Origin of the sequence: Corynebacterium dentalis (assembly GCF_900232865.1) — a bacterium.
GTDB classification, from domain to species: Bacteria; Actinomycetota; Actinomycetes; order Mycobacteriales; family Mycobacteriaceae; genus Corynebacterium; species Corynebacterium dentalis.
The window spans coordinates 13,615-28,984 of sequence record NZ_OCTS01000002.1 but is presented as its reverse complement, the minus strand read 5'-3'; the positions used below and the strand labels follow the sequence as shown (position 1 = coordinate 28,984).

Annotated in this window: 14 protein-coding genes; 10 read left to right on the top strand and 4 right to left on the bottom strand. The window is 60.4% G+C overall.

The genetic code is table 11. The features are described from left to right. The first annotated feature begins 26 nt into the window (after nt 1-26). Nucleotides 27-1,448 carry a S1C family serine protease gene (locus CS919_RS01720; RefSeq protein ID WP_099297672.1) on the top strand — a complete coding sequence of 474 codons (1,422 nt, stop codon included), beginning with the start codon at nt 27-29 and terminating at the stop codon, nt 1,446-1,448. Nucleotides 1,449-1,612: 164 nt separating this feature from the next. Then, the gene (locus CS919_RS01715) at nt 1,613-2,194 is read left to right on the top strand and encodes a MogA/MoaB family molybdenum cofactor biosynthesis protein (protein ID WP_194186968.1); all 582 of its coding nucleotides are present in this window, start codon (nt 1,613-1,615) and stop codon (nt 2,192-2,194) included. A 299-nt stretch (nt 2,195-2,493) separates the two neighbouring features. Here the strand turns inward: CS919_RS01715 and mscL are convergent, their stop codons facing one another. From mscL to CS919_RS01700, 3 genes are all read right to left on the bottom strand, one after another. Continuing rightward, nucleotides 2,494-2,979, bottom strand: a complete 486-nt coding sequence (mscL, locus tag CS919_RS01710; RefSeq protein WP_099297668.1) for a large conductance mechanosensitive channel protein MscL — start codon at nt 2,977-2,979, stop codon at nt 2,494-2,496. 119 nt (nt 2,980-3,098) lie between these two features. Beyond that, nucleotides 3,099-3,737 (bottom strand): 5-formyltetrahydrofolate cyclo-ligase, encoded by a 639-nt coding sequence (locus tag CS919_RS01705; RefSeq protein WP_099297666.1) that lies wholly within the window; start codon nt 3,735-3,737, stop codon nt 3,099-3,101. Between the two features lie 2 nt (nt 3,738-3,739). Continuing rightward, the gene (locus CS919_RS01700; protein ID WP_234990737.1) at nt 3,740-4,675 is read right to left on the bottom strand and encodes a hypothetical protein; all 936 of its coding nucleotides are present in this window, start codon (nt 4,673-4,675) and stop codon (nt 3,740-3,742) included. A 140-nt stretch (nt 4,676-4,815) separates the two neighbouring features. On the opposite strand from CS919_RS01700, the gene CS919_RS01695 reads away from it, so the two are divergent. The 6 genes from CS919_RS01695 to CS919_RS01670 all read left to right on the top strand — a co-directional run bounded on the left by CS919_RS01695 (nt 4,816) and on the right by CS919_RS01670 (nt 10,657). Continuing rightward, nucleotides 4,816-5,763: a UTP--glucose-1-phosphate uridylyltransferase gene (locus CS919_RS01695; RefSeq protein ID WP_099297665.1), complete on the top strand. Its 948-nt coding sequence runs from the start codon at nt 4,816-4,818 to the stop codon at nt 5,761-5,763. A 72-nt stretch (nt 5,764-5,835) separates the two neighbouring features. Then, nucleotides 5,836-7,143, top strand: coding sequence for a molybdotransferase-like divisome protein Glp (gene glp, locus CS919_RS01690; protein WP_099297663.1), 1,308 nt, complete (start codon nt 5,836-5,838; stop codon nt 7,141-7,143). An 86-nt stretch (nt 7,144-7,229) separates the two neighbouring features. Continuing rightward, nucleotides 7,230-7,916, top strand: coding sequence for a GNAT family N-acetyltransferase (locus CS919_RS01685; RefSeq protein WP_099297661.1), 687 nt, complete (start codon nt 7,230-7,232; stop codon nt 7,914-7,916). A gap of 137 nt (nt 7,917-8,053) precedes the next feature. After that, complete coding sequence (gene sepX, locus CS919_RS01680; protein ID WP_099297659.1) at nt 8,054-9,409, top strand: divisome protein SepX/GlpR; 1,356 nt, start codon at nt 8,054-8,056, stop codon at nt 9,407-9,409. A gap of 12 nt (nt 9,410-9,421) precedes the next feature. Further along, on the top strand, nt 9,422-9,844 hold the full coding sequence (locus CS919_RS01675; RefSeq protein ID WP_306345830.1) for a DoxX family protein: 423 nt from the start codon (nt 9,422-9,424) through the stop codon (nt 9,842-9,844). Nucleotides 9,845-9,862: 18 nt separating this feature from the next. Next, nucleotides 9,863-10,657, top strand: coding sequence for a zf-HC2 domain-containing protein (locus CS919_RS01670; RefSeq protein ID WP_099297657.1), 795 nt, complete (start codon nt 9,863-9,865; stop codon nt 10,655-10,657). A 16-nt stretch (nt 10,658-10,673) separates the two neighbouring features. Here CS919_RS01670 and CS919_RS01665 read toward each other — a convergent pair whose 3' ends face one another. Continuing rightward, on the bottom strand, nt 10,674-12,263 hold the full coding sequence (locus tag CS919_RS01665) for a dolichyl-phosphate-mannose--protein mannosyltransferase (RefSeq protein ID WP_370737738.1): 1,590 nt from the start codon (nt 12,261-12,263) through the stop codon (nt 10,674-10,676). A 51-nt stretch (nt 12,264-12,314) separates the two neighbouring features. Between CS919_RS01665 and rsmI the strand changes: the two genes are divergently transcribed. Together rsmI and CS919_RS01655 are read left to right on the top strand one after the other, a co-directional pair. Then, nucleotides 12,315-13,193 (top strand): 16S rRNA (cytidine(1402)-2'-O)-methyltransferase, encoded by an 879-nt coding sequence (gene rsmI, locus CS919_RS01660; protein ID WP_099297655.1) that lies wholly within the window; start codon nt 12,315-12,317, stop codon nt 13,191-13,193. 175 nt (nt 13,194-13,368) lie between these two features. Then, nucleotides 13,369-15,276: a BCCT family transporter gene (locus CS919_RS01655; RefSeq protein WP_099297653.1), complete on the top strand. Its 1,908-nt coding sequence runs from the start codon at nt 13,369-13,371 to the stop codon at nt 15,274-15,276. Nucleotides 15,277-15,370: the final 94 nt, after the last annotated feature.

The following is a 15,370-nucleotide window of genomic DNA, read 5'->3' as shown; positions in this document are numbered from 1 at the left end:
GCAGTCATGCGAGGAAAGGACACACGATGACTAACGGCCCAGCAGGCAATGGCCAGTTCCATCCCAACCAGCAGGGAAATGGGTGGAATAACCCAGCACAGGGTGGCCCGCAGCCCGGACCTCAACCAAGTCAGCAGCACGGTCAGCAACCAGGACCACAACCAGGTCTTGGACAGCCCGGACCACAGCAGAACCCGCAGCAACCAATCCCACAGCAACAGTCGGGCGCGCACCAGAATCCGCACCCCCAAGCATTCCCCGGCCCACGTGCTGGAATGGGACAGCCGCCTCAGGGACCATTCGGTCCTCAAGGTGCCGCAGGCCTGCAGCACAATCAGCCGGGTGACGGCGGGGTGGCAGTCAAGGAAAAGCAGCGCTTTTCCACGCCCGCCGTGGCCGCACTTCTCCTCGTCGGAGCAATCGCAGCTAGCGCCACCACCGCCGTGGTGATGGATCAGACGGGCGCCACCCACAACGTAACTAGCTCGTTCGATAGTCAGTCCTCCAGCAGCGGCGAGAATGCTTCGAACCCTATTGACCCAGGCACCACGGAAGATATCGCTGCTCGTGTCCTTCCGTCCGTGGTGTCCATCCAGGTGACCACCGCGCAAGGCGGCGGCGAAGGCTCCGGATCCATCTTCACTTCGGACGGCATGATCGTCACCAACAACCACGTGGTCGCTGGCGCAGAAAACGGCAAGATCCAGGTCCGTCTCAACGATGGCCGGATACTGGACGCCAAGGTAGTGGCCGCCGATCCACAGACGGACATCGCAGTGATCAAGGCCGAAGGTGCCACGGACCTCCAACCCATCGAGCTCGGCGATTCGGACGCGCTGAACGTTGGCGAATCTGTCGTGGCTATCGGTTCCCCGCTGGGACTGGCATCCACCGTCACCACCGGAATTGTTTCGGCGAAGAACCGCCCCGTGCAGGCCACCGGTGAAGACGGTGGCGAGGCCTCGTTGATCGATGCGATCCAGACCGATGCCGCCATCAACCCCGGTAACTCCGGCGGCGCGCTGGTCAATATGGAAGGAAAGCTGGTGGGCATCCCATCGGTCATCGCGTCTCTCGGCGGCAGCCAGGGCCAATCCGGCTCCATCGGTCTGGGCTTTGCGATCCCGTCGAACCAAGCGCAGCGCATCGCCCAGGATCTCATCGAGACCGGCAAGACCTCCCACCCCATTATCGGGGCCAAGGTGAACACCGGATCGGACATCTTCGGCGCAGAAATTGCCGATGTGGATAGCGGAAGTCCCGCCGAGGAGGCTGGTCTGAAGAAGGGCGACGTGGTGACGAGGGTCGATGATCGCCCTGTGGAGTCTGGCGTCGGACTGATCGCTGCAATCCGTTCCCATAAGGTAGGCGACACGGTAGAGATGACCGTCACCGATTCCAACGGGCGCAATGAACACACCGTGAGCGTGACCTTGGGCGCAGAGTAGTACACCCTAAGGGGTAGCCAAGTTGTGAAGTACCTTACGCACAGGTGCTGCAAACGATACGGTAAATGAACACTGTTAATCATTGACCGAACACCCGATTGGAGCCCGATTCCATGAGCCCTCACCACTCCGCGAAGGTGGCCGAGGACGTTCGCCTGCCCGTCATGGACAACGTGAACCCAGAGGATATCGACCGTCTCGATGCTCGTGTTGAAGAGCCCGATGATCAGGTCTTTCACCAGTTAGACATGAATTCTCGCAGCAACGGTGAGCGCCGCGATCACAGCCTGCTGCACGCCATGGTGGTCATCGTTTCAGACCGCACGGACGGTCAGGATCAGTCCGGCGAGCTGGTCACAGAGCTGCTCACCGAGGAGAACTTCTTGGTGGACGCACTGGTGCACGTGGAATCCCGCAAGCCGGCGATTCGCAAGGCGATCCAGACCGCTGTGGTGGGAGGCGCGGACCTCGTCATCACGGTGGGCGCCACGGGAATGGGCTCGCGAGATAAGGCCCCAGAGGCAGCTCACGCGGAGATGGATCGCAAGGTGCCAGGTATCGCGGAGGCGCTGCGTTCCTCCGGTCTGGCTGCGAATTCTTTGGAGGCTGGCTTGTCCCGCGGTGTCGCGGGCGTGTCCGGTTCCACCCTGGTGGTCAACATCGCTGGTTCTCGTAGCGCGATCCGCGACGGCATGGCGACCCTGTGCCCTCTGGCCCGGTACGTCATCGCGGACATGAATCGTTAGTTTCGCCGTGGGGGACCGTTCTTCTTCTCGACGCCACGCTCGCAGAGTTCCGCGCCGGACCTTCGGCAAGCTAGGGGCCCGCGAGGGGGAGAGCGCCGATAATCAAGGATCCGCGTTATCTTCTGTGGACGGCACCGACGTACCAGAGACGCCGGAGGAAGCTCGTCCCATCAGCGAGGACTTCTGGAAAGAGCAGAGGCCGCCACACTACTAGTTGCGGCGAAATGTTTGGCAAGAGCCAAGGCCAGCCGGGAAAACCCCTGCTGGCCTTTGTTGTTTCGGCGATTACTCTGCGGAAATTACTCCGCGGAGTGCTTACCTGCGCCGTATGGGTCGACGTTGTTGTTCAGAGCGTCGTATGCAGCAGCGCTGCCGGTGGTGGAGTTTCCTGCCTGCTGCTCCTTGAGTAGGTCGCGGATCTCGGCGAGCAGCTCGAGGTCGGTCTGACCCGCTTCTTCTGGCTGGATGCCCTTACGACGTGCCTGCAATTCGGCGAACTTGTTCATTGGGGCGATCATCAGGAAGTAGATGACTGCAGCAACGATCAGGAAGTTGATCACGGCGGTGATGATAGCGCCGAAGTCGAGGGTGGAAGCAGGGATATCGTCCCGAATGCGGTAGCCGAGACCCACCTCTGGACTGCCACCCAGGGCAGCGAGCAGGGGTTCGATGAGGCCGGAAGTGAAAGCGGTGACGATAGCGGTGAAGGCGGTGCCCATGACCACAGCAACTGCCAATTCTATGACGTTGCCTCGCATGATGAAATCTTTAAAGCCCTTGAGCATGTAAGAAACTTCCTTAAAAGTAGTAACTCTGACATCCCCAATCTGGAGAGTCTCGGTAGACAATACGATTGACGAAGGTGTGATGTTACTTACCTTCAATTGTTACTAAGGAATAATACCTAAACCTGCAGCCTCGTGAAACCATCTTCTGTCAGCACTGAAGTGACGCGCAGGTCCCACGGCTCGGTCGGCACGTGATCGAGGTACTCGTGTGCGTAGACAATGGCGCACACTTCGGCATCCGGAGCAAGTTCGGCGAGGTTCGTATCGTAGTAGCCGCCACCTTGACCTAGCCGCGCTCCTGTTGAATCCACCGCGAGCGCAGGGATGAAGAATAGGTCAATGCCAGCAGGAAAGCCGGAAAATGCGGGTCCAGGCGGTTCCAAGATCCCCATCGGGCCGGGCACTAGTTGCTCAGTGCGTGGATCGAATGCGCAAAAGTCCATCAGGGGAGGCCCATCGTTGGCCGTCGCGATCCGCGGCAACAGTAGGTGTTGCACCTCGTTAGCCAGGGCAAAGGGAAGCTCCACACCGCCGGGTTCAAAACGCATAGGGACATAGGCAGTGGCCACCGAAATGTCATGGGTGCGCAGATACTCCACGGCATGTGAAGCAATCAGGGAATCTTTGTCCGCCTTGATTGCAGAGGAAAGCGCACGCCGATCACCTCGAATTGTGGCGCGCAATTGCTGCTTGCGCTGAGCACTATCCGATTGTGGGGAGTGATCGGAGTTTGCGTCAGGAAAATCGAAATTCAACGTTAACGACGCTTGTGCTCACCGTAATTGATACCGCAGTGTTCCATGGTCGGATTCAACGGCCACTGGCGCATCCACGGTGCGCACGCGGAGGACGGGAGAATTTGCTTCCACTCCGGATTCTGTGGACTGTAGGAGGCCATCTCCTTTTCCTTGATCATCGAATCGTACTGATCGATGGAATCTTCCAGCGTGTTGGCTTTCAGCACCACTTCACGCTCATAGAACTCGCAGTTGGACTTCAAACCGGGGATCTTGGAGAGCTCAGGCTGCCAAGAATCCCTCGCCATGTCGTTTTCCGAAGAAATCCACACGCCATCGGAAGTGTTGATGCACAGCGAGTAGTTACCGTCCGTGTGGCGGGGAGTCCACAGCAGAGAAATACCCACGCCAACTTCCACATCGCCCGGGAACGTGGCCAGGACCTCGCGATCCACGCCGCGCATGGTCTTGTTGAACCACTTGGGGCCGTTACCGGAGCCGATCAAGTTACTGTAGAAACCAGCCTTTTTGGAGCCGTCTGCCACCGTGGGCTCCCACACCAAGGTGCGAGGAACACCGTTAAAGTCCTTGTACTGAATCACCATCATGCGGTTGATGATGCTGATCAATGGGTTGACGTAGCCCGAGTAAATCTGGAAGGCGTACTGGGAAGGATAAGGAGCCGCGGCGATATCGAAGGACTTCACGCCCAGGACGGTGCCCTGGTTGATGAAGCGCTCGCGGTAGTTCTGAGCTGTCTCGCGAATAGCGGCCAGGCGGTCGCCGCGGGGCCACACGTTGTGGACACCCTCGAATTCCGGAATCGGGCGGAACGTGGGGCGGTCGACTAGATTGTGCCTCTCCGCGAAGTTCGGGTCATTGGAGTAGGGCAGCGATTTGTGTCTATTACTGGTCCAGGTATCAACGCGTCCGGAGTGCTGATCCGCGTGCGACATGGAGCCCCATTTCCTTAGAGACAGTGAATTACCTCTAACTTTAGGCACATGGTAGCGCCTTCGTGCCCAAATACAGAGAAAACGGCACGCAGTAGATGCAGTTCCAACTGTCTGGGCCGTTCAGGCGGTACCATCGCCACATGACTTCCGATGAACAGACGATCGCTGGTCTGCGCACTGTCGTGGTTCCAGCTGCCGGACTGGGAACCCGATTCCTGCCTGCCACCAAGACGGTGCCTAAAGAATTGCTGCCAGTCGTCGAAACTCCAGGCATTGAGCTCATCGCCCGCGAAGCAGTCGCCGCCGGAGCAGAGCGTCTCGCGGTGATTACCGCACCGAAGAAGCAAGGTGTCATGGGGCACTTTGCTACCGATGAGGAACTCGAAGCCACGTTGGAAGCACGCGGCAAGGAAGACCAACTGCGCCGCGTCAAGGGCGTCAAGGGCATGATCCACGCTCAGGCTGTGGAGCAGGAAAAGCCATTGGGCTTGGGCCATGCCATCGGTCTGGCCGAGCAGGTGCTGGATGAAGACGAGGACTGCTTCGGCGTGATGTTGCCGGATGACCTGGTTCTCCCCTTCGGTGTGATGGAAAAGATGCAGGCCATCCGCGAGGAGTTCGGCGGCTCCGTGCTGTGCGCTTTCGAAGTGCCAGAAGAAGACGTCTCCAACTACGGCGTGTTTGACGTGGAAGAGTGCGGACGCGATGACGTGCGCCGCGTCACCGGCATGGTGGAAAAGCCAGACACCAAGGATGCCCCGAGCAACCTGGTGGCAACCGGCCGCTACTTGCTGGATCGAAAGGTGTTCGACGCGCTGCGCCGCACCGAGCCAGGCAAGGGCGGAGAAATCCAGATCACTGATGCCATCGTGCTGATGATCAACGAGGGCCACCCCGTGCACATCGTGGTGCACAACGGATCCCGTCATGATCTGGGCAACCCCGGCGGCTACATTCGCGCCTGCGTGGACTTCGCCCTGCGTGACGATACTTACGGTCCGTCGCTTCGCCGCTGGCTCGAAGAGCGCATCGAGCAGCCCGATGACAAGGAAGTAGTCAGCGGCCTGGAGCTCGCTCAGCGCGATTAATTGTCGTTGTACCAGCGGCAGCATCGTGTCGCTGGTACCCCACCACAGCGTTTCAGAAAGGTAGAAGGCACCGTGAGATCAGTCGAGGAGCAGCTTGCTCTGATCACCGCTGCGGCCGTGACCCCAGAGCCCGTCCGCATCGCCATTTCTGAGGCGCTGGGTCTGCGCTGCGCCGAGCAGGTCGAGGGCACCTCGCCGATCCCCGGGTTCGATCAGGCCGCCATCGATGGTTTCGCGGTGCGTTCCGTGGACGTTCGCCAGGCCTTCGATGTTGCCCGACGCAATGGGGCGCCTGCCGAAGACTCTGCAGATCAGCCTGCAGATATCGTCCCGCAGGACGTGCGCCCAGTGTTGCCCATCGTGGGTGAAGTTACCGCCGGTTCACACCGGCCTGTGCGCCTGCAGCCCCGGCAGGCTGTGCGCGTGCACACCGGTGCGCCATTGCCCACTTTGGCCGATGCCGTGATTCCGCTGGACTGGGCTGACGTACAGGGGCGCCGTATAGAGCCGCTGGAACTGGTGCATTCCGGACAGTTCGTGCACCGCAAGGGTTCCGATGTTCAGCCCGGCGACGTCGTGGTGGAGCAGGGCTCCGTCATTGGCGCTGCCCAGGTGGGCCTGTTGGCCGCTGTCGGCCGTTCCAAGGTGCTCGTATATCCACGTCCGCGCCTGTCCGTGCTGAGCTTCGGCCCGGAGTTGCTGGATATCGACCGCGACCCAGGCTTGGGTCAGATCTACGATGTCAATTCTTATGCCCTGTCCTCGGCAGGCAGAGAAGCTGGCGCGGAAGTGCACCGCATCGGCATTATCTCTGGCGAGGCGCGCAGACTTAAAGACATCATCGAAGGCCAGTTGCTGCGCTCTGAAGTGGTGGTCATCAGTGGTGCGGTAGGCGGAGAAGCCTCCGATCGCCTGCGGGAAGTTCTCGGGGAACTGGGGGACATGGATGTCTCCCGTGTGGCCATGCACCCAGGCTCTGTGATGGGCTTTGGCCAGCTCGGTCCGGACCGGGTCCCCACCTTCCTTTTGCCCTCCAACCCATCCGCCGCGCTGGTGGCCTTCGAGGTGATGGTTCGCCCGCTGATCCAACTCATCCGCGGTCAGCGCCAATCCGGACGTCGGATCATCAAGGCCCGTACCATCGCCTCCATTGAATCCGCCGCCTACCGCCGCGGATTCATCCGCGCCCAACTGATGCGCGACCGCGACACCCGTGAGTTCCTCGTGGATCCACTGGGCGCCGGTACCGGACGCGGTGAGCCACTGCACTTGCTGGGCAGCCACGGCCAGGCCAACTGCCTGATCATCATCCCCGCAGATGCCACGAACGTCGCCCCCGGACAGGTAGTCGATGTGATGTTCCTATCGAATCGCTCCTAATCTGAAATGCATAATGGAAGTTTTCCGCAGCCAGGCGTGCTGGCAAATTATCGTCGCGCGTGCCTTCTGCATCCAGGGAGGAAATAATGAGTAAGACTCCTCGCTCCGGTTGGCCGTTTGGAACCACAACTGTGCTGACCCGCGGTGGAGATGGTGCGGAAGTCCGCCTGCGTTCGCTGAACCGTAAAGACGGCGTGGAGTGGCGCAGAATGCGTATCGAGGACGAAAAGTACCTGCGCGCCGTGGAGCCCACGGTGGATGGGGACTGGGCGGAGGCACACTCATCCAGCCAGTGGCGTAAGACCTGGGGCAACCTCAAGGGCGTGGCCAAGGAAGGAACTGTGGTTCCGGCCGTCATTGAAGTTGACGGTGCCTTCGCCGGGCAGCTGACTCTGGGAAACATTCAGCACGGCATAGTCTCCAGCTGCTGGATTGGCTACTGGGTCCATTCAAAGCAAACGGGTCAGGGAGTAGCCACGGCTGCGGTGGCGCTTGGCGTCGATCATGCAATGAAGACCTTGGGACTTCACCGGGTGGAAGCCACGGTGATGGGAGAAAACGCCTCCTCCCGTGCGGTTTTGAAGAAGGCGGGGTTCCGCGAGGAAGGTTTCCTCAAGCGCAATCTCCACATCAACGGTGAGTGGACCGATCATTACCTCATGGCCGTCACTCGCGAGGAGCTTTTCGGCGAGGAATCCCGCGGACTCGTGGAGCGCATGGTTCACGAGGGCGAGCTTGTCTACGTGCCGCCAGGGAAGCGTAAGAAGTCCTAACATCCGGTGGCTCGGACGGCTCACAGCGAGTTCCCAGAAGAGTCTTCGGCGTGGCACGGCCATAGGTCAGCGCGGTAGCGATAACTTGGAATCCAACTGCTGCCGCATTCAATAACCTGTTGGGAGGACATCTCGCCGTGTCCGGATCATTACTGCTCATTGCCGTCGTGTGGATCGTGCTACTCGCACCACTTCTGCTCCGTAATCAGTCGCCCGTTCGCCGTACCGCGAAGGCACTCACCGAGACCCGTGTTCTGCACCAAGGTGGCGAGGCGATGAGTCGTAAAAAGCGCCTCGCACCTGCGGCGGAGAGCTTTCGCGTCTCCGATGCCGACGAAGAGCTGGAGCTGGTGGACGCGGAGCCGGAATTCTTCTTGCTCGACGACGAGGACGAGTCACGTCCGCTGAGCCTCAAGGACCGGGCCGGGCTGTCCGGACGCGGCCGCAACTTCTCCCGTGCAGCCAAGAACCAGGATTTCGCTGAGGCAGCGGAGCCAGAGACCGTGGACGCGGAGTCTGTCGAGGCAGAGCCAGTTGATGCAGAGATCGTGACTGAGACCGCCGACGAGGATTCCGCTGTGGCAGCTGCGGAGACTATCGATGGCGAAGTGGTCGAATCAGACGCAGACCCAGAGGCAGAAGCTGAGGCTGAGTCCGCTGATGCAGCTGAGTCCTCCACGTTCCGCTCCCACAGCGAAGCCGATACGGGCTCCTTCGCGCCAATCCGTTTGGTGGCAGAAGCTGAGAAAGATGACCAGGCTCACGACGCGGAAGACGACCAAGCCGAGACCTCTCGCCGCCAGGTCCGCAGTATTTCCGACGCATACTTCCGCGGCTCAGACCTGGACCCGGAAGCTTCAGTGGAAGAGGCTGAGCGTGGCGTCGAAAATGGAGAAAAGGAAGCCGCCGCGCACGCTACGGCGATGGCGCGGAAGCTGCGCGAGGAAGAGGAATCCACTCGCGCCGAGCTGGACGATGAAGACATGCAGTACCTGGCCGCGCGCAAGGGCCGCGGTGTTTACGACCCAGTGGCTTCGCAGGCGGCTGCGCAGCGTCGATTGAAGCGACGTAAGCAGATGCTGCTTGCCCTGCTGGTGCTGTGCATCGTGTCCGTGGGCGCCGGCGTAATCTTCGGATCTGCCGCGTGGATCGCTCCCGTGATTGCCCTGGGCATGACCGCGATGTACCTGTACTTCCTGCGTCGCAGCGCGATCGAGGAGGCGAAGATGCGCCAGCGTCGTATCGCCCGCATGCGCCGCGCCCGCCTGGGCGTGCGCAACACGGAGGACGAGGAGCTAGGCGTGCCTGACCGCCTGCGCCGTCCGGGTGCCGTGATCGTGGAAGCTGACGATGCTGATCCCGAGTTCGATCACCTCAGCTACATCGATTCCCGCGATTACTTCGACTACCACGACGAAGATTCCTACTACGCGGACGATGCCGCCTACGGTCGCGTGAACTACGGCTCCCAGCAGCGCATTCACGCTGTCTAAGGTTCTGTTCTCATGATGAACCACCAGGTTTTGCGCGATGCCGTTTTGCTGCTTGTCCGCCTCGTTCTGGGCGTGAGCTTTATCGCCCATGGCTGGGAGCTGGTGTTCCAGCGTGGCATGGATGGGACTGAAGGCACCGTGGAGCTCTACCGGACCGCGGAGGTCCCTGCCCCGGAGGTTTTGGCGTGGTTCTCCGCAATCACCCAGATGCTGGGTGGGGCGTTGCTCATTACCGGCCTGCTGGCCACCGCCGCGGCGGGAGCGCTGGCCATCGTCACCTTGATCAACTTCTATGTCCTGCACATGCCGCACGGTTTCTACGCGGTGGACAACGGCGTTGAGCTGCCGCTTGTGTTGCTTGTCTGCTGCCTGATTATTGTTGTCTTCGGAGCTGGACGAGCCAGTTTGGATCGCGCACTGTCCCGCTTTGCGTGAGGGAGGAAGTGACCAGTCATGAATTGTGATGACGTGCGTACCGCGTTGTCCGCGCGGCTGGATGGCGAAACTCCCACTCTTCCCGATGATGTGGTGGACGCGCACCTAGCGGGCTGCGAGGAGTGTCAGCGCTGGTTTTCCACGGTCTCTTCGCTGGGCCGCCAGCTGAAATTCAATTTGGACCCCGAGCCACAGCCCTCCCGCGACGCGGATGAAGCTGCCGCGCGCGTCCTCGATGCGACAGTCGATTTCCCGCAGGTGGCAAACACTATGCGCGCGCGTTCACTGCCGCTGACGCTGTCTCGTGTGGTGTTGGCCGGGCTGGCCGTGGCGTTTTTGGTGTGGGCGGGCGTGTTGTTGTTTGGCTCGACGCTAGGAGCCAGCCTTCCCACGGGGACCGGCTCATTGCCCACTGTGGACACCTCCGATACCCAGGATGCGGCGATAGCCCGATTGGTGATGGATGCCGCGACCACTCGTTTTGCGCTGGGGATTGGCTTGGCGTGGGCCGCGTGGAAGCCACGGGTGGCGGGGGCTTTGCTGCCGATCTACCTAGCGATGTGGGCATTCGGCGCGGGCATTGCCACCCGGGACATCGTGATGGGGCTGGTAGAGACTTCCGTGGATGTCCCGAGCGTGCTGGGCACCTTGGCTCTGCACTTGGTGGCCGTTATTGCTCTGATCACGTGCTGGCTCGCGCGAGTGCACACGGTAACGCCGCTGCGACAGTACTGGCGGTGGCTGACGGCCCAGCCAGTGAGCTTTTCTCGGTTGGATGTGGAGACGAACTCCACTTTCCGCGCCGGCGATTAACCAGCTTTCAGACCGGTTATGCCCAGCTAGGCAGCCATATCCGCGAGTACCATTCCAACGCAGTTAGCGGCATGCCCGTGAACATGGGCAGGAAGAATAGGAAGTTCCACACGCAGAACGCCGTGTAGGCCACCACCACGATCCGGCCCGTGTCGTTCTTCCACCAATTGACGGCCTTGTACTGCGAAGGGACCTGGCCGGGTTGAGTAATCTGCCACGTGCTGATCTGTCCGAGCGCTAAGGCCAAGGCGATGATCAAGAACGGCGCCAAGTTCACTGCGTAGAACAGGTACATCTGCCGGTCCATGACTGGAAGCCACGGTAGGAATCCTGCGGCAAAGCCCACCAACGGAATGGTCCAACGGCCGTCGCGGTGAATGAACCAGCACCACAGACCCCACAACAACACCGGCACGCATGGCCACCAAATGGCGGGAGTGCCGACCAACAACACGATGTGGCGCATGCCTTCGGAATCCACATCCGGGTTGTAGTACATCAGGCTGCGCGAGCTGACCAGCCAGGACCACGGCTTGGATTCCCACGGGTGCACGTGCCCCGCAGAGTTGGTCAGCTCCGTGTGAAACTGCAGCACGGACTGCTGGTAGTACAGAAAGTTCTGTAGCGCCTGGGGAAGCAACCCCACTAGGCCGTCTGCGCTGAAGCCATCAGCCTTGCCCGCTTCTACGGCGTGCCGGTAGACAGAGGAATCGCCCGCGAACCACGCACGGAAACTCAGCAGATAGATGATGACCGGAACGATGACCAGCGAGGCAAACGCGGAGACAGCATCCAAGCCCAGCATTCCGAGAAGAGGTTTGCGCACGCTGTAGCGCTTGCGTCGGAAATAATCCGCCACCACAAAGGCCACCCCGGCGAAGGCCATGTAGTAGAGCCCGGACCATTTCACGGACAGGCTCAGCCCCAGCGCCACCCCGGCGGCAAACCGCCACCAGCGGAAACCTGCACGCGGACCAACGGGAAAGTCTGACATGCGGCCTTGCGCCAGCACCCGAGAAAACACGGTGTCCATCTGCTGGTGGTCTCGCACCGCGAAGTACGCCGCTGCCACCAAAAACAGCGTCTGCGTGTGATCCAGCATGCCGGAGCGGCCGGTGACGAACAGGATACCGTCCGAAAGCGCCAGAATGCCCGCCAGCAAGCCAACCCACTCGGAGCCAGAAATGCGCTTGGCGATGGCCGCGATCAGAAGGATGACCACCACGGACAGCAACGCCGTGACGATGCGCCATCCCACCGGCGTGTAGCCAAACACCCACATGCCAATTGACTGCAGTTGCTTGGCAAGCGGGGGATGCACCACCAGGCCAAAGCCGGGGTTGTCCTCAATCCCGCCGACAAACAGCCCGTCAAACCCACGCAGGATCTGCCACGCCTGGGGGACGTAGTGTTTTTCGTCGAAAATGGGGGTTCCGGCATCCGTTGGCCGGCTCAGCATCGGCAGACGCAGCGCCATCGCCAGCACCGCCAGGCTGCCTAAGATTGCTTGCCACCGGCTCCACTGCAGAAACCGCGACAGTCCGCGGGCTGGCGTGCGAGCAGCACGCGCGGACGAGGGCGGGGGAGCGAGGGTGGCAAGAGGCACGAGGTCTTAGTCTAGTGAACCCGGCGGACACCGTGAAGTACCGTGGAGAACATGGAAAGTTTGTTGGCCACTGCTGCTGCTCGCCGCCCGCTGCCACAGGGTGGAATCATTTTGGCGGCCACACCGCTGGGCAATCCTCTGGATGCGTCGGTTCGCTTGATCGATGCGTTGGGCAGTGCGGATGTCATCGCCGCGGAGGATACGCGGCGGACACGAGCTCTGGCTGATGCCCTGGGAATTCAGATCCAGGCGCTGGTGCTCAGCAACTTTGATCATAACGAGAATGACCGGGCCAGCCAGTTGGTGAACTTCGCCCGCGAGGGCAAGCGCGTGCTGGTGGTCACGGATGCCGGCATGCCGTCTGTGTCCGACCCTGGCTTCCCGGTGGTGCAGGCTGCCTACGACGCTGGCGTGCCCGTCACCTGCTTGCCAGGCCCGTCCGCCGTGCCGACCAGCCTTGCTTTGTCCGGATTGGGAGTGGGCAAGTTCGCGTTCGTGGGGTTTGCGCCCCGCAAGGACGGTGCGCGCCGTACGTTCTTTTCTTCCTTTCTTGGCGCCGCCCATGCCACCTGTTTCTTCGAATCGCCACACCGATTAGCGGACACGCTGGGCATCGCTGCTGAAGTGATGGGTGGGGATAGGCCTGCCGCTGTGTGCCGGGAGTTGACGAAGCGCTTTGAAGAGGTCAAGCGGGGAACCCTGGGCGAGCTCGCGGAATGGGCGGCCGAGGGTGTCAAGGGCGAGATCAGCGTGGTCATCGAGGGGTGTAACGAGGCCATTGTGGTGGACCCGGAGCAGTTGGTGGACCAGGTGGAGGCCAAGGTGGCTGATGGGCAACGGCTCAAGGACGCGTGCGGAGAAGTGGCGCAACAGACGGGCGCGAGCAAGCGCGAGCTTTATGAGGCGGTGTTGGCGCAACGGAACGGCTAGTTTCTGGCCGTTTCGCAGTCTGTCAGTATAAGTTTATCGATTCTTGATGAACGGGCATGGTCTTGCGCCTGACCTGCAGTTTACCGGGGTAATAATTGGAAAACTGCAGCTCATAGACCGAAATCTGGCTTCTAAGAAGTTGATTAGTGAGCCGAAACACAGCAGTGTAGAAGGAATGACTGACGTTCATGAGAATACGAGACATGTAGAGAGCGAGGCAGACCAGGACAATATGTCCATCAACTGGGTCGTGACAATCACGGCCGTAGTGTTGGTGGCTGCGGTAGTTCTGTGGGGCCTCATCGGCAAGGATTCCTTCGCGGAAGTATCAGGAAACGTCTTGAACTACCTGGTGGAAGACTTCGGTTGGCTGTTCATGCTGGCCGGAACTGCTTTCGTGGGATTCGTCCTCTTCGTGGCTATGAGCAAGTTCGGCCACATCCGTTTGGGCAAGGAAAACGAACGTCCGGAATTCAGCACGGTGAGCTGGATTTCCATGCTGTTTGCTGCTGGCATGGGCATTGGCCTGATGTTCTACGGAACCACCGAGCCACTGACGTTCTTCCGCAACGGCGTGCCAGGACATGAAGCGGAACAGGCCGGACCTGCTTTCGCCTCCACAATCTTCCACTGGGGCCTGCACCCATGGGCGATCTACTCCGTCGTGGCGCTTGCCATTGCCTACTCTTCCTACCGCCTGGGTAACAAGCAGTTGCTGAGCGCTGCCTTCATCCCGCTGATCGGCAAGAAGCGCGCCGAGGGGCCTATTGGTTCGGTCATCGATATTTTGGCGATCTTCGCCACGGTGTTCGGTACTGCGGCATCTCTGGGTCTTGGTGCGCTGCAGATTCGCTCTGGTCTGGAAGTTAATGATCTGGTGACCAACCCAAGCCAGATGGTTATCGTCGCCATCGTTGCCGTGCTGGGTCTGTGTTTCTTGGTGTCCGCTGCTTCTGGCGTGGGCAAGGGAATTCAGTACCTGTCCAACTTCAACATGGTGCTGGCACTGATCCTCGCGCTATTCGTGTTCATCGTGGGCCCTACGGTGATCATCCTGAACTACTTCCCGAACGCTCTGGGAAGCTACCTATCTGAGTTCTTTGACATGGCATCCCGCTCTGCCAATGCTGGTGAAGAAACTGAGTCTTGGCTGAACGCGTGGACGATCTTCTACTGGGCATGGTGGACCTCGTGGTCCCCATTCGTGGGCATGTTCATCGCCCGCATTTCCCGCGGTCGCACGATTCGCGAATTCGTCATCGTGGTGCTCTTGGTGCCAACGATCGTTTCCGTCGTATGGTTCTCCATCTTCGGTGGCACGGCGATCACCTTCGAGAAGGAAGGTCGTTCAATTTGGGGAGACGGCGACGCTACCTCCCAGCTGTTCACGCTGCTGCACGAGTTCCCAGGTGGCGTGGTCGTGAGCCTCATCGCCATGCTGCTGCTGGCGACGTTCTTCATTACCTCCGCGGACTCGGCATCCACCGTGATGGGCTCGATGTCGCAAAACGGTAAGGAAACAGCTTCTCGTTCGGTCACCGTCGTGTGGGGCCTGTTGACGGCTTTGATCGCCGTGGTCATGCTGACCACCGGTGGAGAAGACGCGTTGACCAACCTGCAGAACCTGACGATCATCGCGGCCAGCCCGTTCGTGCTGATCATCATCGGTCTGACCTTCGCCATCGCCCGCGGTCTCGCGAACGATCCTGCGCACCTTGCAGAAAAGGAGTACCGCAAGTACACGCTGCGTCAGTCCCAGATGCGCCGGATCGGTCAGAAGAAAAAGGAGACCTGGCACCGCCAAGAATTCGATGAGTCACCCGCTGCTGCAGTGGGTACCACCGAAGAGGAAGGCTCCGTGTTGCCGATCCACGATGTGGAAACAGATGAGGGCGTGGTCAACGTCATCAAGGTGGAAGACATTCAGGACATCGTGGAGCAAGCACAGGCTGCTGTGCACGAGGCACGGCAGGCAGCTGATACTGCTGTTGCCGCTGCTGATGATGCTGGTTCCTACTCCGATGAAGAGTTGTTTGAAGCCTACGAATCCACCACGCCTAGCGTGGTCAAGGACAAGTCCTAGGTTCTTAAACTAGCGAGCGCCCGGGTTTCCTGGCGCAATGCAAAAGGAGGCGCTCCGCACTAAGTGCGGAGCGCCTCCTTTTTGTCTGGGGAGA